This is a genomic window from Mesomycoplasma conjunctivae, assembly GCF_000026765.1.
Lineage (GTDB): Bacteria > Bacillota_I > Bacilli_A > Mycoplasmatales > Metamycoplasmataceae > Mesomycoplasma > Mesomycoplasma conjunctivae.
This window is the reverse complement of record NC_012806.1, coordinates 159,904-178,308: the sequence shown is the minus strand read 5'-3', so window position 1 is coordinate 178,308 and position 18,405 is coordinate 159,904. Positions and strand designations below refer to the sequence as shown.

The window sequence follows — 18,405 nt, the reverse complement described above, 5'->3', positions numbered from 1 at the left end:
AAGGAGGTAAAAGTGAATCCCAACAACAAGCTTGTAAAATTAAATGAACAAGAAAAATATGAAAAGGGCGGCGCTGGGTTCTTAGCAGCAGTGCCTACTTTAGTTCTTGCAGCAGGTGCAATTGGACAATTAGTAAGTGTAGTTGCCGGCTCTATTAGAGCAGCATTTAGTCCTGTGGGTGAAATAAAATCAAAAGATAGTTCTGCCAAATGAGAAAATGGCGCAGCACAAAATGCTGAAAATTCTAAACAAAGCAGACCACCTATTTATTATATTTACTAACTACTATTTTTACATTTATATTTAATTTATCATGTTTTTATTAAAGTTACTTAATTATGTCTACTTTTAGGTTGGCAAATTAAATAATTTACAAAAATCTTAAAAATTTTAATTATTTTAGACAAGAATCCTTTTTAATTGTTTTATTTTTATAAAAAATATTATTTAAATCTTATTTCTTCAGCTAACTCATTATCAAAAGTGGTTAAAAATGCTTCGATTAAATCGATAGCAGCTTCGATGTCATGTAGACTAACAACACCATAAGTTGAGTGAAGGTATCTTTGTGGAATAGAAATGCTTACTGTAGGTGTTCCTTTTCCTAAGTATTGTAGTTCTTCAGCATCTGTACCTCCACCTTGAGAGACATATTTGTAAACAGGAATATTTTTTTCTTTGGCTATTTTAAAAATTAATTTAATTAGTCTTGGATTACCAATAAGACCACCGTCCATAACATCTATTGAAACTCCGGCACCAAGTTTTTGAATACCTGGAATTGCGCCTTCAGTATCATGGGCTGCTCCTGTATCGATTGCAAAAGCAATGTCAGCATTAATAGATCTTGCTAAAACGCGAGCACCACGTGTTCCAACTTCTTCTTGAGCTGTTGCAACAATAATGGGATTACTAGTTAATTTTTTATTAGCTATTCTATTAATTAACTCATCAATGACAACCACTCCTGAGCGGTTGTCTATTGCTTTTCCTGCAACATAATCATTGTTTGCAAAACGGAAAGTCTCAGTTTGTAAGTGAATTCTATCACCTGGTTCAACACCGGCATCAATTGCTTCTTGTTTATTTTTAAAGCCAAAATCTACGTATAAGTCTTTATTTTGGAGTGCAACTTTAATTTTTTCAGCTTCCATAATGTGCACTGATGTATGACCAATAACTCCATAAAATTCTTTATCAGTTGATGTAATTAATTTAACTTTTGCACCTATAACAGCATTACCTCAAATTCCACCCATAGATCTAACTTTGATGAATCCCTGTTCTGTTATGTCAAGGACAACGTAGCCAATTTCATCCATATGAGCTGCTATTACAACTTTTGGTCCATTAACTTTGTTTTTTTGTTCAATTATTAAAGAACCAATTCCATCTCTTTGAAACTCAACATTTGCAGAACTGGTATTTTGTTTAATTTGTTTAACAACATCTTCTTCAAAACCTGACATTCCATCAATTTCTGTGTATTGCTTTAGTTTATTGTATAAGTTGTCATAATTTATTTTTTTCTTGTCCATATTTTCTCCTTTATTTTCCTTTTAAGTCAATTATTATCTATTAAATTATACTTAAATAATCAAAAATATTTTATAAATTTCAATTAATAGGATCTTTGTTAATTTGTTCTAAAAAATCATTAATTTGTTTAAAAACATTAGAATTTTTTAGACTTTTTTGAAAACTAAAAGGTGAAGGATGCGACAAAGCAAAAACTTTTTGTTGTGATAAATCTACATGTTTTAAGATAGTTTGTGCCTTTTTTCCTAAAAGTAAAAAAATGATATTTTCTCTATTTTCTACTATAAATTTAAACAAATTAATGCTAAATTGATCTCAATTTAAAAAATAATGGGAGCCAGGTTGAGATTTTCTGACTGACAAAACCAAATTTTGCAACAAGACACCTTGTTTTGCCCAATTTTCTAAATTACCATTAGTTTTATTAAAATTTGGATAACTAGCTTTAATCTCAGAAAAAATATTTTTAAGTGAAGGTGGCAATTTAGCCAATCTAGTAGAAAAAGCCAACCCATCTGCTTGATTAAAATCATGATATGGATCTTGACCAACAATGACAAGCTTTAAATTACTAAAATTACAAAGTTTTAAGGAACGAAAAATTTCTTCTTTTTTTGGAAAAACTACTTCATTTTTATACTCTTTTGCAAGCAATTGCATTAATTTTTGAAAATATTGTTTTTGTTTTTCTTGATCTAAAAAATTTTGAAAACTAACTAAACTATTTTTCTTATTTTCTTTCATGATTACCACCTTAAATAAATTATATATTTTTACAAAAAAATTGAAATTTGTGTATAATTATAAGCTGTTACCTAATTTACGTAACCATTCTGAAAAGGTTTAAGCGTAGCACCTTCAAGATGATAAAAACATAAGGAGTTCTAAATGTTTGCTATAATAAAAACAGGTGGAAAACAACTTATTGTTAAAAAAGACGAATCAATTTTTGTAGAAAAAATTGAAGGTAATGTAGGAGATGAAATTAAATTCTCTGATGTTCTTTTTATCGATGGTAAAGTTGGAAAACCATTAGTAGAAAATGCTTATGTGTTAGGTGTGATTGAAAAACAAGGTAAAGCTAAAAAAATTACTGTTTATCGTCACAATGCTAAATCAACACATAAAAGAAAATTAGGGCACCGTCAACCTTATACACGGGTAAAAATTACTACTTTGAAAGGATAATCTAACATGGCAAAGACTAAAGCCGGTGGTTCGACTAAAAATGGTCGTGATTCCAAAGGTAGAAGACTCGGAATCAAACTTAGTGATGGACAATTTGCAACAACAGGTTCTATTATCTTTAGACAAAGAGGTACAAGAATTTTCCCAGGTAAAAATGTTGCAAAGGGTGGTGATGATTCACTATTTTGTCTAATTGATGGTTTTGTAAAATTTGAAACTATTAAAAATAGAAAATACGCATCTGTCTATCCTCAAAAAATTCAATAATATAGTCATAAAATAAAAAAAGGAGTAAATCTCCTTTTTTTATTTTACAATAAAATTTTAGAAACTCAAATATGATTTTTGAAATTTGGCATACCACTTGCTCACATATGTTTTTCTAAAGAATTTCTGTGAATATGAATAATTAGTAATTATCGAAAAATGATAAAATTGCGAAATATAAAGCGAAAACGTAGATAGGTATAAAAAAGTAGATGTAGATCCAAATTTATCATAATTTATTCAGCCATTGAGAACAAGCAAGCTAAATAAAAATGTAAAAACTGTATTGGAACTCATCATAATTCAAACACCTGGAGTAATCCATTTTCTATTTAATTTAAAACTTGGTAAATACTTCAAAAGTAAAAAAGAAGAAACAAAAAAGAAGAGTAAAAGTAGAACAAAAGAAGAAAAATAAAAGAAAATGTTATAAAAAAGAATTGAAGATTTAAAGAATAAACTTCAATATTTAAAGACAAAAAATAATAAGCTAGAAAGATAAATAAAAATCGTAGTTATGATCACAATTCCAATAATTATTAAGAAACTTTTTAGTTTTAAAATCCAAAAATTAATCGGGTCTGTGTGGTTATAACTTAGCGAATAATAATTAATAAAACGTGAATATCCATTTGCACCAATCAAAAAAGATGAACCTAGAAGTGCTAAAAAAGCTATGTTTGTCATACTTTTTGAAGTAACATTGTTTATAAAACTAATTGATTGCTGAATCCCAGGAATAAACTTGTTTAATACCTCGCTAATTATAAAATCATAAAATTTTCATTCTTTTCCGTTATGAACAAAACTAGGAACAATTTTGCTCAAAAATAGAAGTAAAATAGTTATTAAAGTCAAAATAGGAATAAAAGAAACTAAAATATAAAAAGCTTGAGATACTGAAATAATGGCAAATGTTTTATTGCTAGTTTTTTCTAATGTTTTTTTAACAATATCTCGTAAATCATTTTTGCTTACTTTTTGTTTAATTTTTCTGTGACCTGCATTTATTGAAATGAAAAAAAAGAATGGTTTTAGGATAATAAAAATGATCCAAAACCATATTTTTCTTGTAAAAATTAAATATTTATCTTTTTTTACAAGAATTGATTTTAGATATTTTTGACTTTTATTCACTTCTAATTACTCCTTGAAAAATAATAAAAAAATCTTTAAAATGTGATTTTTTTCTTTTTATCATTATATTTTACCAACTTTAGTTTAATTTGTGGTGAAAGGGGTTAAAATGAAAACAGTTTTAATATATTTTAGCATCAAGTATCAAGGTGACTTTAGAAAAATAATGAAAGCTTTGGAAACAAATGAAGTTATTGAAAAAGATGAGCTAAATAATCTAAAATTACTACTAGAAAATAATAAAATCAAGGCAATAACAATCTTAGATCGAGAGTATCCAAAAGAGCTTGAATACTTAAAACAACCTCCTTTTGTTATTTTTTATAAAGGTAATATTGACATTCTGACAAGTGATAGTCCAAAAATTACTCTAACTGGTGATGAATATGATGAAAATGTCAAAGACTTTTTTAATAATTCACTACCAGAAGTTGTCAAAAGGCACACATTAGTTGTCAATGGATATCACGGTGTTGAAGAAAGAGTTATTAAATATTTTAAACTAAATAATGCTCCCATTATTTTAGTTTCCGCAAACGGTATTGAAAATCCTTGACTTTTAGACAATCAAGACAATTATGAAAATCTCTTGGTTATCTCAGAGTATCCACCACAAGATAAAATCAGTACTAAAAGACTGATTGAGCGCAATCGAATTGTGGCTGGATTGGCAAGTTGTCTGATTGTCTATTCAATTAATAAAAAAAGTGGATTACACAATTTGATCAATTACTTTTTAAATTTAGGAAAAGAAATTTATTGTTTTTCCAAGGGTGAAAATGCCCATGAACATTTTGGAAATCAAACATTAATTGAGCAAGGAGCAAACTGAATTACAGCAATTAAAGATACAAAATTTAAACAAGGAGATTTAGCAAATGAATAAGTTTATCAACAATATTATATTATTTAGCGGTACAAATCCTGTTGGTTCGCAAGGTTTATCTCAACTATCAACACAACTGCAAAATTGACTAAAATATTTAACAAATATTGGAATGCCAGTTATTGCCGGTATTCTAATTGTTTCAGTAATATTTTTTGCAACTATGCTTGCAATTTCTCATGATGCTGAAAAACGCGAAAAGTGAAAAAAAGCACTAATTTGATCAACAATTGGATTTGTGATTATTTTAGTAGTTCTTGGTTTATCAGCTCTCATCATTAGTGTTGCTTCAAGTGCGGCAACCGGTAGAAGTTAAAAATGTTTGGCTTTTTTACTGGAATAATTAATGCTATTACCTATCCTTTTTTCTTGTTAGGATGATATCTTTTTGTTTATATTCCTCTGGCATTAATTGCATTTTTTAACTTAGTTTTTCAACAACTAGGTCTTGAAATTATTGTAAGAGTAATTTTTCAAAAAGGTAAATTTAGTTTCCAAGACTTGCCTGTTGGATTTTGAGTCTTTGTTTTTGTTGCTTTAGCAATGGGATTTGTCTTATTTGTTGCCAAATTTGTAAAATTTTTAGTTGCAAGAAAGGAAAATCCTGGCGAAGAAATCGTCTCCATGACTAGAGGAGTGTTTGTTTCTTTTGCTTTTGCCTTTTTATTTCCAATTTTACTTTTTGCAAGTTTAATTATTTTACAGATGTTACTCGATCTTGTAAATCAATATGTTAGAGGCAACTCTAGCTTAACATATTTAATTGTAAAATCATCTACCGACAAAATAAGCGAATCTGAAGTAGTAAGGATTTCTAAAGATTTTCGTCCTCCAGGTTACGACTCATACACCAGATTTCATAGTGGCGAGGCGATCCAGTTAGTTTTAACTTTAGGTATTGCTTCGCTAGTGATTAGCTTTATTTTAGGTATAAGTTTTATTTCTTGATTTGTAGCAGGTGCACAACTATTTATGAATTTTCTTACAATGCCGCTCTGAATTGCCAATAGTATTTGGGATAATGGCAAGCAAATTAAGCTATGAGTGAAGTCGTTTTTTGGGCAACTAGCCTCCTTAATTGTTTACCAAACAAGTTTTAATATTTTTCTAATTTGACTATCATCGACATTATTTATTGCTGATTCAATGAATTTTAGAGAAGCTGGCTCTAACGAATTTTTATACAAATTCTTTGTTAAACTAGCTTTTATAATAGGAGGTGGAATTGCTATTATAACCTTTACCAAGCAAATAGCATCACAATTTGGTCAAGGAAATCTTGTAGGTTATCAACAAAGATTGGCAAGCTCAGCCCTAAAAGTTGCAGGAGTTTCAGCGGGTGCCATAGGTGGTTTTATGTTGAAAATGAGAGGTAGAAGCGGAGATGGTAATAAAAAAGCAAATGGTATTTTTAGTGATAGCTCAAAAATACTACCTAGTGTAAATGGAATTTCAAGTAGTCAATCACAAGGTTTAAATTGACGCGGCTTGATGATGACAGGTTTAGCAGTGGGAAGCGGAATTGCTGCTGCTTCTCAAGGAACAAAAATGTGAAAAAGATCCAATAATGATGAGCAACTAAATATAAAACATAATAAAACAGCTAACCAAAACAAAGAACACTCTAAAACAAAACAAAATCCTAATTTTTTACTTATAGGAAATGTAGATGATACCATAAAATCGACATCTGTCAATGAAAAAAATGATAAATCAAAAACTGACTCACCTAAAGTCTCTGAACAAGCATGAAATCCTTCAAAAAACAAGCTAAAAACTGAAGAAAAACAAATAGAATCTACTCAAAATTATGATCCAATAATTAACGAGCAAGCTAAAACTTCAATTTCTAGTCCAAAAATAAAGAACAATTCACAAAAAGAGCAAGAAAAAACAAAAACTGAAAATGATGAAAATGATAAATCAAATTTGACAAAAAAAGAATAAAAATAAATTAGGAGTTATTGATGAAATTACAAAATAAACGTATAAAATCCGTGCAAATTCATATTTTTAGAAATATAACTTTGCTTGATTTACCAATAATTTTATTTTTATTTTTTGTTTCTGTTAGTATAGGTTTTACTGTTAATGACAATCTGTTTATTTTATGAAAAATTCTTATTTCATTTACTTTGTTTATGACAACATCTTTTCCTTTAGTAAAATACTATAAAAGTTGAGCACTTAAAGGTTATAAGATAGTCTGGTATTTTCTTCTCTACCAATCAAGACCTAAGCGTCACATTAGAAATTCAAAAACCAGTGCTAATACAGTAAATTTAGTCCCATATATTAAAGCTAAAAATAAAACTATTCAAATTAGTGGTGGTTTTTTTGCTGGGGTAGAAATCAAGGGTCAAGATATTTTTAGTATAGGTTCAGAAAAAATTGAACAAATTATGCATAAATTAACTATTGCACTAAATGCTATAAATAGTAAAATTACCATTGTAAAAATAGCACAAGAAAATGACTTAAGTAAAAATATGATTTTTTTTGAACAAAACAAACATCTTTGTCAACAAAAATTTGACCAAGATTTTTGTGCAAACTATCAAGAAGACATCAAAAATTTTGGCTCATATTTGCACCATAAATATTTTATTATTATTTATGAAAAATCAAACAATTCTCTTTTGCAACAACTAAATCTGTTACACTCCAACTTAATCAATTCTGGTTTTGCTAACAATATACTAAATTCTGAAGAGCTATTAAATGTTCATTTAAAAATCATTAATTTTAGTGATTTTTTAACTGATGAAGAAATAAATTATATCCATCAAGGTGATAATATAGCCAAATATGTTGCACAAAAAGAGATTAAATGAAAACCAGAATATTTTCAGATTAATGATCTATACTTTTCAATTCAAAGTATAAATGAATACCCATTTCAGTTGCCACTTGGTTGAGCCTCGCAATTATTTTCTTCAAATAGTAATGTGATTTGACACTTGACTAGATTAACCAGCCAACAAAAAGAAAGCAGTTTTAGCAAGGGAGCTAGAAATTTGGAATCAAATATGAATGAAAAATTTAATATTGTTCAAAAATCTAAATCAAAAATTGAAAGAATGGCTCTTGAACAAATTATAGATGTCGCTGGTAGTGCAAAAGAGGAAATTTTTTACTCAACTTTTCTCTTCTTAAGTGTCTCTAACACAATAAAAGGTTTGAAGGAACTCGAAATTGAAAATAAAAATAATTTAAAAAATATTGGGGCTACAATTAACCACCTAAAATATAGACAATTGCAAGCTTTTACGCAAATTTCTTTTAGATACAAAAATTTACTTGAAGAAGATATCGAAATGCCAGCGAGCAATATTTCTTTTGGCATTCCTTTTACTAACAGAAATTTTAATGATGAAAATTTTAATATCATAGGTACAACTAAAAATGAATATAGTCCTATATTTTTCGACATTTTTTTGCAAAACCAAGATAGAAAAAATTCTAATGCTTTTATTTTAGGAACTTCTGGAGCTGGAAAAACTACAATGACCAAAAAAATTATACTTTATAATCAAATGATAGATAATATCACAATCGTTTTAGATCCTCAAAACGAATATTGAAAACTTGCACAATTTAGTAAAGGACAAATTATCAACTTTGGTGGTGACAACACCACGCTGTTTAACCCCCTACAAATTCAAAAAGTATTTAATCCTAAGTTTAAAGAAATTAGCAAATATCATTTTAATAACTATGAAACTATAGCACTACACCTAAATACACTTGAGAGATTTTTTACAATCTTGTTTCCAAATTTAAGTCACAAAATGATTATTGCCATTGTCGATAGCGTGCAAAAAATCTATAAAAAAGAAGGTTTTTATTTAAAGGAAGTTGATATCACCAAGCTAAATAGTCATGACTACCCCACCATTAGTGATCTGATTAGGGAGGTAAAAGAAAGTGATTTTGATTATTTATTACCGCAAGAAAAAGCAACAATTTTAGCTTCTCTTAATTACGAATTTGGCGATCTTGGAAAATTAAACCATTTATTTAATGGTGTTGCTAGTGAAATAAATCTTCAAAATTTGCTAACTATTTTTAATGTATCTACTTTAATGCATTTAGAAAAACGGATTTATCAAGCTGGATTTTTCCTTATTTTATCATTTATTGAGGGTCAAATCGCTGCCAATATTCAAAATGATAAAAAAATTATTTTAGTTGTTGATGAAGCTCATAAATTTATTGATGAGTCCAATATGATTGCACTTGACTTTTTATTCAAAATTACAAAGACAATAAGAAAATACAATGGATCAATAGTAATTACAACACAAAATCCTGGTGATTTTGCCATTAGTGGTGAGTTTGCTAGAAAAAGTGAATCGATCATTGAAAATTGTCAATATGCCTTCTTTTTTAACTTAAAAAACAATGACATTGAAAAAGTCGACAAGTTGTTTTCGGCTTCTGGTGGACTAACAAATGAAGAAAAATATTTTATTTCTTATGCTCAGGTAGGTGATTTTATCTTTTTTGTAAACGCTAATGAAAGATATTTATGTTCAAGCTATTACAATAGTGGGGAAAAACATTTATTTTTTGACCAAGGTAATAGATTTCTAAAGATAACTAACGATTATGAAGTTCAAAATTATAGCAATTAATTTATCTATTATCACTCCACTTCTCATGTTTTCTCAAGCAAATAATATATCTATTGATCAAAAGCCAGAACATAAAAATCAAAAAGAACAAATTAAAATAAGTTATGCTTTTCCTGGAGTCAAATTTGATGCCAAAAGCTTTTATTTTGATTGAAAAAATAATGATAAAAATATTAAAATTAGTTTACAAGAATATCTCAATAATAGTGACAATATTAAGGGGAATTATGAGTTAGGAAAAAGAACAAAAAGTGTTCAAAAAAGAACACAAATATGTACTTATGGTCAACAATGTCCTAATTGATTTTATAGCACATTAGATACCCCTCATGCCAATCTAGAAAACCCTTTTAAAATTGAGGGCACAACTAATTTAGCTAAGCTAAAAGAAAATAAATTACTAGCCCAAGATGCAAAAGGAAATAAAATTGATATGAGTCAATATTTGCAATCAGATATTGATGAAAAATTTGCAAAATATAAGCTAAATAAAGATTTAATAGAAATATCTGATGTTGAATTCAAAGTTGGATTTGAAATTGATAATCAAGTTGTTAACCCTATTTTTCAGGTCGTTTTTAATTTTTATCCCTTGTTGATAAAACAAGAAAATCAAGAATTAGATCAATTATTTTCCAAACTACAAAGAGATTTTAACAACTCTGTATTAGATAATGGTAAATTTCGTCTTTGATGACCAAAAAGCCACAATGACTATTCCATTTCTGACCAATGAGAAGATCAGGAAAATTTTTTAAAGCAGATAAAAACTAAAATTGATAATTTTAGTAATAATTATGATTTAAAAAAGTTTGACTCTTATATTTATTATAAATTTCTAGATGATAGAAAGTTAGCTTTTTCACTTAAAGTTTTTGACAAACAAAGCAATAGTTATAGTGAATTACCAATAAATTCAAATGTTTTAATCCACTGAGATTATGACTCTCAATTATTAAAAGAAGCAACAAAAAACAGACTAAAAATATATCCTAGCAAAATATACAAAGATGGTACAGGCTTAGAAAATGATAAGGTAGTAGTTTGAAAAAATTCATCCACTCAACAAACAGAAAACCAAGCAAATAAAACATATGGCGGCAAATTAGAGTTCCATAATGATGTAGTAATAAAATTTATAACTAAACCAGATGAAAATGAAGTTTTGCTAGTAAATGGCAAGGTAGCAAGTGTTGTAGACAAGGTGTTTACTGCTAAACTTGCTGATGAGAGAATATTTGGAAATGGTAATGAATTTAAAGTTCAAATTATAGAATATTCACAGACAAAAGATAAAAGTCAAAATCAAAAAGAAATAAAATCTATTTATGAAATAGACATCATAATCAATCATATTCCACCAATTTTAAGCATCACATCTTTTGGTTGAAATATTGATGATAATTTAAAGGATAAACAGCTTATTAGTCCATTTTTATTAGATAATCAAGGACAAAATATCCTTGATAATCAAGGAAATTTTATCGAAAATAAAGATTTTAATCCTAAAATAAACCTTCAAACTGGAGTAGAAAAGGAAATAATTTGAGTTCCTAAGCAAATATTACCTAAAACATTTGCAAATTCTAGTTATCAAGGATTATTTAATATTTTTTTAAATAAAAATAATGTTGATGATGGCTTTATAATTGAGTTAAACATTTTAAAGCAAGCAGCCAATTTAGATCTAAATAATTTTGGGAATACAAATAATATTGAAAGCAAAATATTTGAAATAGACTTTGACCAAAACAATAATGTACAAATTAGAAAACTAGAAAACACCTTTGCAGACCAAAATTATAGCCGATTCTTTTCTTCAACTGGTAATTGATTAATCCAAACTCAAAATGAAAGTGGAATTAATAGTTTTAAAATACTTTCAATTGGTCAAGATGAAAACAACAAATTAGCAAACAACTTGTATGAAAATAAAGATGTTTTACTTTTTTGAAATTCAAAACCCGGAGTTGAATTATTTAAATTTTTAAAAAATAAAAATTTGTCTAAAAAACAAATTTTCCAACTAAATTACGAACAAATATTACAATATTGAAGAACGTTAGTAAATGAAGATATTACAAAACAAACCTTGAATAATAATTATATTTTCAATAAATTACCTAACTTTTCATTAGAGTGAATACTTGATAAAATTAGACTGGAAGGAAAAAAACAATTTTATTTAAACCCAAAAAACAATAAAAAAATATTAGATACTTTAATAGGTCCTGATTTATCAAGTAAATTTCAAATAACCTTTAAAAATATACAAGAAACAACAGACAATAGGTTCAATTTTGACATTATTATCAGGCCCTTAAATCAAAATTATATTCGCCTTTATAATGATAGAATCACTGCTCAAAATGCAAACATTTACCAATCAAATAGTCTGTTAAATAAAGAAAAAATAAAGGTAAATATACCTAAATTTAAAAACGATATAAATACTTTTGTAAAAGAATTAGAAAAAAATAATTCTATTTTAAATATTTTAAATACAAAATTTGTTGAAGAAAATAATTCTATTTTTTTAGCACTAAAATTAAAACCAGAGTTTACCAAAAATTACCAATTAACTGAAAACAAACATTTAATTAATCATCAAGAAAATCAATATATTGACATTTTTAAAAATCTCAAATTAGAGCAAATTAATTTATCTGGTATTGATAATTTAGAACAAGCAAAACAGTTTATTCATCAACAAATTTATGATAATTGAGAATCAAAAAATTGAAAATTTGAACAAGATTGAAACATTGAAAATTTCTATTCAATATTAGAAAAAGCGATAAATGGCTTAGAAAGTAGTAACACTAATCTTGATAAAATATTTAATTTGCGTTTGACAACAAATCCTGATTCAAACAATATGATTTTTGGAAGCAAAAATATCCAATTAATAAATGTGGTAGCTAACAAAGAAAATTCAAGTATTAATAATTTATCCTCGATAAATTTAGAAAAAATAGAAATAAAACCTAAAAATTCAGATAATATTGGAAAATTAATAAAAAAAGAACTAAAAGATTATTTTTTAAATCAGAAGGTAGATTTTGATAGCTATTTTCAAATTAGCCAACTAGACAAAATAGTTGAAAATTTTAAAAATAATCCGACTCTTAAGTCACAAGATATTGTTATAAAACCTCTTTCTCTTCAGGTGACAGGAACAAAAAATATTAAAGTTATAAATCTGTCTAATTCTGAAGAAAATGATGAAAATATTAAGACAAATTCGCTAATTAAAAAAAGTGATTATTACTCATTAATTCCAATAGGAGTGATTATAACTTTAGGGATAGCTTTATTGATTTTTTGATTATACAATAAATTTGTAGCTAAATTTAAAAAGTAGCAAAATTAATTTTCAAACTTTTCAACAACTTTATAGTCAAAAGAAGTAATTGCTTTTTTACCAAAAACATTATCTAGTTCAACATCAATAACTTTTCTATCATCACTGATAGCAACAACTCTACCGATATCACCATTAAAAGGGCCATCGATGATTTTTACTAAATCATCGATTTTTATTTTTAATGTAATACCTTTATATTGTTTAAAATCATTGATAATTTGTTCTCAATTATCCTTCATTTTCTTAAAGTGTCTATCAGAAATTGGTGTAGGTTTTGCTCCACGACCATGAGAACCTACTAAACCTGTAATATATTGTGTGTTTCTGACAATATATCAGGCTTGATCATTCATATCCATTTTTATGAAAAAATAACCTTTATAAAGATTTTGATATTTAATTTTTTTCTCTTGAGTATTTTCTTTTTCTGCATAATATGGAACATCAAATTTGATAATTTCCTTGAAATGCGCCTTCATTTCAGGGCCTTCATGTTCAATTCGATTTTTTAACAAAGTAATTGCTGTATCTTCTTTATTAGAGATTGTTGATATCATGTATCACTTAAAAAATGCTTTCATAAATATTCCTTAAAAACCTACACCTGTTCTATTTCATAAAAGAGTTGCTACCACTACAATAATGAAAAAAATCACCATTAAAACTATGTTAAATAAAATAACTTTTCCATAGCTTTTAAAAGTAAATGAACCACTTGGTCATTTTACTCTTTTCATTTCCTTCCAAAATAATCTAAAATAATATTTTTTCTTATTATTTTTAGTTTTCTTGGTTAACTTCATTTTTTTATCCACTATTTTTCTTCCTTGTGCATTGTTGATAAGTTGCATTTTTTACAAAACTTTTTAATAACTAGTCTAGCTAAATTTGACTTGTTAAGTGAGTAATTTTTATTACCACAAGATTGACAACTCATCGAAATTTTTTTCTTCATAACAAAATTTGTCTCTTTTAGTTTTATTTTCTTAAACTATATATTATAATATATAGCTCTCGATTTTCTCTTGAAATTTTTGAATTATTTTATTAATTTTCTGTGAAGTTATACCTGTTATATGTGATATTTCTTTGGTAGTTTTGTCTTCTAAAAAGTGACAGTGAAAAATTTTTCTTTCAATTTCATCCATACCACTTGTAATTCTTTGAAAAATATCTTTAATTTCAAATTCATCGTCAAAATCATTGCTAGAAAAATGCGGATTGTCATAAAGCTCATCAATTGAGACTGCATGATTAAGAATTTGACTATTTTTAGTCATAAATGAGTTGCAATACCACATCATATGTAATTTTAAATTATGTATCAAATAGTTGGAAATGGGAATTCCTAATTCAGGATTAAATTTTTTGTATAACTCAACTGTATAAGGCAAAGAATGATTATATAAATCTTCTCATGATAGTGGAATGTTTGGAAATTTATATATAACTTGCTTAGAACATGCGGTAATTAAATTAGAATATTCGGCAATAACTTTATTATAAAATCTTCTTATACTCTTTTCGGTTTTGTCTTTAGGTTTAGCTTTCATAATTTATCTCACTTTTTTTAATAAATTAAATAAAATTATACCTGTTGCAACAGAAACATTGAGTGATTGAACACTACCGAACATAGGGATATAAAAAATCTCATCTGCTTGTTTTAAAATAGTTTTGCTAACTCCTTTTGATTCAGAGCCAACTATTATGGCCGCCGGAGTGTTTAAATTTACAGAATCGATTTCTAAACTTGACTTATCAAGTGCTGATGCATAAACTCAAAAACCTCATTTTTTCAGCTTTTCTATCGCGGTTGACAAGGAATTTACTTCTATAAATTTAATACCCACGAAACCTCCAGATGAGACTTTTAAACTTACCTCAGTGATTTTTGATGCTCTTTTATTTGGCAATATGATGTGTTTTACTCCCATAGCATTGGCACTTCGAATAATTGCACCTAAATTGTAAGGATCTTGAATATGATCGAGTATTAAGAGGTAGTTTGGTTGCTCTTTTTGTAAAACTTCAAGCGGATAAAACCTAATAGGCTCGATTTGACCAACATATCCTTGATGATTGCTGGTAGTCAACTGATTCAAAAAACTCATTGGCACAATTTGATAATTTTGCTTTGCTAATAAAGCTTCAGTTGGTTTTTTAGTCAAATAAATAAATTTAAAAGGGATATTATTTTCTATTGCTTCAAGTAAGGAATGTTTTCCACATATAAATTTAACCATAGTATTGCTCTTTTCCAAGAATGATAGAAAAAATTAATAAAAAATATATTTTTTTCACAATTTTTCACGTATTTCATCAGCTTCTGACCATAATTTTGCAACTCTTTTCTGATTTCATAAATTATACATTGCTATATCTTCATCACTAGCTTTTAGACTTGCAAATTGAAAACGTAATGTTTGAAAAATAAGTGCTAGTGTACTATTTTGATTCGTTTTTAGCAATTGTGAAATTATCAAATTAGCTTGTGAAAAATTCTGACTTAAAAATAAATTTAAAACTTCGTCAACCTTGTTTTTGTCCACAGTTTGTGGATTAAATAAGTGATTAAAATAACTTTTTTTGTATGACAGTATTAAATTGGAATGATTAGTTAAAAGCTCAGAAGTTATATTGATAGGAGAACTAAGCGAAGATGTTAATAAAATATTTCGAAACACATCAGGGTGGTATTTTTGATAAAAATCTTTAGCTAAAATAACATTACCTAGCGATTTTGACATTTTTTGCCCATTAATATTGATTACACCAACACGAAGTCAATCTTTTGTAATATCTTCTTTATTAAGGGCAAAATGTTGGGCATTTTCATTTTCATGATGTGGAAAAATTAAATCATTTCCGCCACCATGAATATCTATTTGTGTATTAAAATAATCAAAAATCATAGCTGAACATTCTGTATGTCAACCTGGCCTTCCTAGGCCAAAACTAGAGTTATAAACAACACCTTTTTTTGTTTTTTTTCACAAAACAAAATCATTATTATTTGCCTTATTGTCTTTATTTTTATAGAGTTTTGATAAAATTTGACCTGACACTTTTCCATAATTTTCAATTTTTTTAGTATTGAAAATTAAATCACCATCTTGGTTATAATATGTAAAGCCAGCTTGTTCTAAATTAGAAATATAGTTAATAATTTTGTCTAAATGATCTGTTACCTTAATAATCATATTCGGAGGAAAAACATTGTAGATTTTTAGCATTTCTAAATAATGTAGATAGTAAAAATTGGCTATTTCAGACTCGCTTTTATTTTCAGCAAGAGCTCTATTGATGATTTTATCATCAATATCAGTTATATTATGCAAAAAGTCAACTTTCTTATTAAAATATCTTAAAATTGATATCAAAAAATCGAAGCTAATTATTGGTCTTAAGTTGCCAATGTGTATAAAATCATAGACAGTTGGCCCGCAAACATAAATTTTAAAGCTATCTTTATTTATATTCATTTTTATTCAATTTACTTTCCATTTCTTTATAATTTAAACAAAAATTGGCAACTTTTTCCCAAAATAATTTGTTATGTTGGCTTACAAAATGATGTGAAAGCTCGTGTATAATTACATAATCTAAAACATCTTGATCAAAGGGTATAAGAGCAGTTGAATAGTGAATTTTACTTTTATTATAATTTGTAGCTCAAGAAGTTTTTTTCTTGTTTATTTTTACAAGATAGGATTGCTCAATTCCCATTTTTGTAATTCAAAAATTTGTTCTTTTAATCATATATTGGCAAAATTTTTCAATAATAGCTTTGGAAATAGCTTTTTCAAGATCTCAGGAATTTTTGATATCAACAACAAAATTATTTGCATATAAAAAGTGAGTTTTTTTCATTTTTATAATTTTAAATGAATATTTTTTACCTATAAAATATAGCAAATTATTTTCTATATCTAATCATTTTATTGTATCCAAAATTGACAAATTATCTTGAGAAAAAGGTCTTTTTTGAACAAAATCTTTCGCTAAATTAATGATTATACTCTCAGGAATAGCATCAAAAATAGTAATTAAGATTTGATTTTGAGATAATCATTTAATTACATATTTTTTAACTTTAGTATAATTGACAAAAACTTCAATTTCCGATGTTTCAACTCAAATTTTAATTATCTTGTTCCACTTCAATTTTGGCAATTTTAACCTCCATTACTTTGTTAGATTTATTAAAAATCTTAAATTCAAGTTTATAGTTGTTAAAATTGCTTAAAACTGTGCTACCCTTGACAATTTTTGTTTTTGAATTAGCATTTAGTCAATCTTGAAGAGTACTAAAAGATGTTGATAATTCGATGTTTAAGGCTTTATTGATAGCAGAAATTGAGGTAGTACTATAAGCAATAATTTGGTTGGATGATAACTCATAAATTTCTAGATTATCACGGTAGTCATATTCATCATAGATAGGTCCAAAAAGACATTCGAGAATATCTTCAAATGTTAAAATTCCGATAATTTTTTTATTAGCTAATGAACTAGTGACAAAACCCATTTGTGATTTTGAACGCTTTAAAATTTCATAATTAGTTTTAATTAAACTAGTAGATGGCAGGAGAGGTACCTCAATAATATAGTCATCTATTGAAAATTCATTTAGATGTAAAATGTCTTTTGCTAGCAAAATACCTACAAAAGTGTCTTTTTTTCAAACAGGAATTCGTGAAAAATTACTATCAATTATCTTGTCACAAATATGTTCGAAACTATCTTCATAATCAACGTAGACCACATCACTTAATTTAGTAAAATATTTTTCAGTTTTAAATGAATCAAAATCAAGCGCACGAATAACTAGGTCGGATTCTTCTTTTTCTAAGACACCTTCACGTTGACCTTGTAAAATAATTTTTTTCAACTCATTTTCAGTATGTGTGATTTTACTAGTTTTAATAAATTTAGTAATCAAAATAGCAATTGGATAACTTAAATAGTAAAAAAATGTTAAAACTACTCAAAATATTTTTAAAAATAAAATTGGTTTATGCTTTCCTAAAATTTTAGGATACAGTTCACTAAAAAGGATTAAAGGAGGCGTTGTTGCTAAAATTGAAATCAGAATTTGCAAGGATTCATTAATTTGTAAGGTAGCAAAAAGGACAGAAATAATAATCGAAATTCCGATATTAAAAATATTATTTCATATTAAAATCACAGTAAGTGTGCGTTCATAATTATCATAATATTTTAAAATAAATTTCTTACCAATAAACAAATCTGGAAGATTGGTTTCAATTTTTGCCCGACTAGTAGCTGTAAAGACTGTCTCAGAAGCTGAAAAAAATGCCGATAATATAAATAAAATTAATAATATTATTATAAAAACTACTTACGACATTAACAACCAT

At 26.9% G+C, this 18,405-nt stretch carries 19 protein-coding genes; 8 read left to right on the top strand and 11 right to left on the bottom strand.

Going from position 1 to position 18,405, the window contains the following annotated elements; translation table 4 throughout:
- Window positions 1–12 precede the first annotated feature (12 nt).
- Window positions 13–282, top strand: a complete 270-nt coding sequence (locus MCJ_RS00905; protein WP_012751399.1) for a hypothetical protein — start codon at window positions 13–15, stop codon at window positions 280–282.
- 161 nt (window positions 283–443) lie between these two features.
- On the opposite strand, the gene MCJ_RS00900 is transcribed toward MCJ_RS00905, so the two are convergent.
- Both MCJ_RS00900 and MCJ_RS00895 read right to left on the bottom strand, forming a co-directional pair.
- Window positions 444–1,538, bottom strand: coding sequence for a M42 family metallopeptidase (locus MCJ_RS00900; RefSeq protein WP_012751398.1), 1,095 nt, complete (start codon window positions 1,536–1,538; stop codon window positions 444–446).
- A gap of 70 nt (window positions 1,539–1,608) precedes the next feature.
- Window positions 1,609–2,283 (bottom strand): uracil-DNA glycosylase, encoded by a 675-nt coding sequence (locus MCJ_RS00895; RefSeq protein ID WP_012751397.1) that lies wholly within the window; start codon window positions 2,281–2,283, stop codon window positions 1,609–1,611.
- A 144-nt stretch (window positions 2,284–2,427) separates the two neighbouring features.
- Here MCJ_RS00895 and rplU point away from each other — a divergent pair, with 144 nt between their 5' ends.
- Together rplU and rpmA are read left to right on the top strand one after the other, a co-directional pair.
- Window positions 2,428–2,727 (top strand): 50S ribosomal protein L21, encoded by a 300-nt coding sequence (gene rplU, locus MCJ_RS00890; protein ID WP_012751396.1) that lies wholly within the window; start codon window positions 2,428–2,430, stop codon window positions 2,725–2,727.
- A gap of 6 nt (window positions 2,728–2,733) precedes the next feature.
- The gene (rpmA, locus tag MCJ_RS00885; RefSeq protein ID WP_012751395.1) at window positions 2,734–2,994 is read left to right on the top strand and encodes a 50S ribosomal protein L27; all 261 of its coding nucleotides are present in this window, start codon (window positions 2,734–2,736) and stop codon (window positions 2,992–2,994) included.
- 57 nt (window positions 2,995–3,051) lie between these two features.
- Here rpmA and MCJ_RS00880 read toward each other — a convergent pair whose 3' ends face one another.
- Window positions 3,052–4,131 (bottom strand): YhjD/YihY/BrkB family envelope integrity protein, encoded by a 1,080-nt coding sequence (locus MCJ_RS00880; RefSeq protein ID WP_012751394.1) that lies wholly within the window; start codon window positions 4,129–4,131, stop codon window positions 3,052–3,054.
- Window positions 4,132–4,240: 109 nt separating this feature from the next.
- Here MCJ_RS00880 and MCJ_RS00875 point away from each other — a divergent pair, with 109 nt between their 5' ends.
- The 5 genes from MCJ_RS00875 to MCJ_RS00855 are packed head-to-tail and all read left to right on the top strand — an operon-like array spanning window position 4,241 to window position 13,018.
- Window positions 4,241–5,017, top strand: a complete 777-nt coding sequence (locus tag MCJ_RS00875; RefSeq protein ID WP_041594491.1) for a DNA-processing protein DprA — start codon at window positions 4,241–4,243, stop codon at window positions 5,015–5,017.
- A complete protein-coding gene (locus tag MCJ_RS00870; protein WP_012751392.1) occupies window positions 5,010–5,333 on the top strand; it encodes an Mbov_0395 family pilin-like conjugal transfer protein in 324 nt (107 codons plus the stop codon). Before MCJ_RS00875 ends, MCJ_RS00870 begins: the two co-directional genes overlap by 8 nt.
- 2 nt (window positions 5,334–5,335) lie before the next feature.
- Window positions 5,336–6,964, top strand: a complete 1,629-nt coding sequence (locus MCJ_RS00865) for an Mbov_0396 family ICE element transmembrane protein (RefSeq protein ID WP_012751391.1) — start codon at window positions 5,336–5,338, stop codon at window positions 6,962–6,964.
- Window positions 6,965–6,984: 20 nt separating this feature from the next.
- On the top strand, window positions 6,985–9,654 hold the full coding sequence (locus MCJ_RS00860; RefSeq protein ID WP_041594490.1) for an Mbov_0397 family ICE element conjugal transfer ATPase: 2,670 nt from the start codon (window positions 6,985–6,987) through the stop codon (window positions 9,652–9,654).
- Window positions 9,629–13,018: an Mbov_0399 family ICE element protein gene (locus MCJ_RS00855; RefSeq protein WP_041594489.1), complete on the top strand. Its 3,390-nt coding sequence runs from the start codon at window positions 9,629–9,631 to the stop codon at window positions 13,016–13,018. The genes MCJ_RS00860 and MCJ_RS00855 overlap by 26 nt, the downstream gene beginning before the upstream one ends.
- Before the next feature lie 5 nt (window positions 13,019–13,023).
- On the opposite strand, the gene nusG is transcribed toward MCJ_RS00855, so the two are convergent.
- Genes nusG through MCJ_RS00820 form a run of 8 tightly spaced genes read right to left on the bottom strand, consistent with a single transcriptional unit; the run spans window position 13,024 to window position 18,362 of the window.
- Window positions 13,024–13,602: a transcription termination/antitermination protein NusG gene (gene nusG, locus MCJ_RS00850; protein WP_041594488.1), complete on the bottom strand. Its 579-nt coding sequence runs from the start codon at window positions 13,600–13,602 to the stop codon at window positions 13,024–13,026.
- Window positions 13,603–13,611: 9 nt separating this feature from the next.
- Complete coding sequence (secE, locus tag MCJ_RS00845) at window positions 13,612–13,824, bottom strand: preprotein translocase subunit SecE (protein ID WP_041594580.1); 213 nt, start codon at window positions 13,822–13,824, stop codon at window positions 13,612–13,614.
- An 11-nt stretch (window positions 13,825–13,835) separates the two neighbouring features.
- Entirely contained in the window at window positions 13,836–13,976 is a 141-nt protein-coding gene (gene rpmG, locus MCJ_RS03570; protein WP_083771816.1) for a 50S ribosomal protein L33, read from the bottom strand.
- Window positions 13,977–14,019: 43 nt separating this feature from the next.
- Window positions 14,020–14,574, bottom strand: coding sequence for a sigma-70 family RNA polymerase sigma factor (locus MCJ_RS00840; protein WP_041594487.1), 555 nt, complete (start codon window positions 14,572–14,574; stop codon window positions 14,020–14,022).
- Between the two features lie 3 nt (window positions 14,575–14,577).
- Window positions 14,578–15,267: a 23S rRNA (guanosine(2251)-2'-O)-methyltransferase RlmB gene (rlmB, locus tag MCJ_RS00835; protein ID WP_012751385.1), complete on the bottom strand. Its 690-nt coding sequence runs from the start codon at window positions 15,265–15,267 to the stop codon at window positions 14,578–14,580.
- A gap of 33 nt (window positions 15,268–15,300) precedes the next feature.
- Window positions 15,301–16,506 (bottom strand): cysteine--tRNA ligase, encoded by a 1,206-nt coding sequence (cysS, locus tag MCJ_RS00830; RefSeq protein WP_012751384.1) that lies wholly within the window; start codon window positions 16,504–16,506, stop codon window positions 15,301–15,303.
- Entirely contained in the window at window positions 16,493–17,188 is a 696-nt protein-coding gene (locus MCJ_RS00825; RefSeq protein ID WP_012751383.1) for a YgjP-like metallopeptidase domain-containing protein, read from the bottom strand. Before MCJ_RS00825 ends, cysS begins: the two co-directional genes overlap by 14 nt.
- Window positions 17,166–18,362 carry a CNNM domain-containing protein gene (locus tag MCJ_RS00820; RefSeq protein ID WP_276211266.1) on the bottom strand — a complete coding sequence of 399 codons (1,197 nt, stop codon included), beginning with the start codon at window positions 18,360–18,362 and terminating at the stop codon, window positions 17,166–17,168. The genes MCJ_RS00825 and MCJ_RS00820 overlap by 23 nt, the downstream gene beginning before the upstream one ends.
- Window positions 18,363–18,405: the final 43 nt, after the last annotated feature.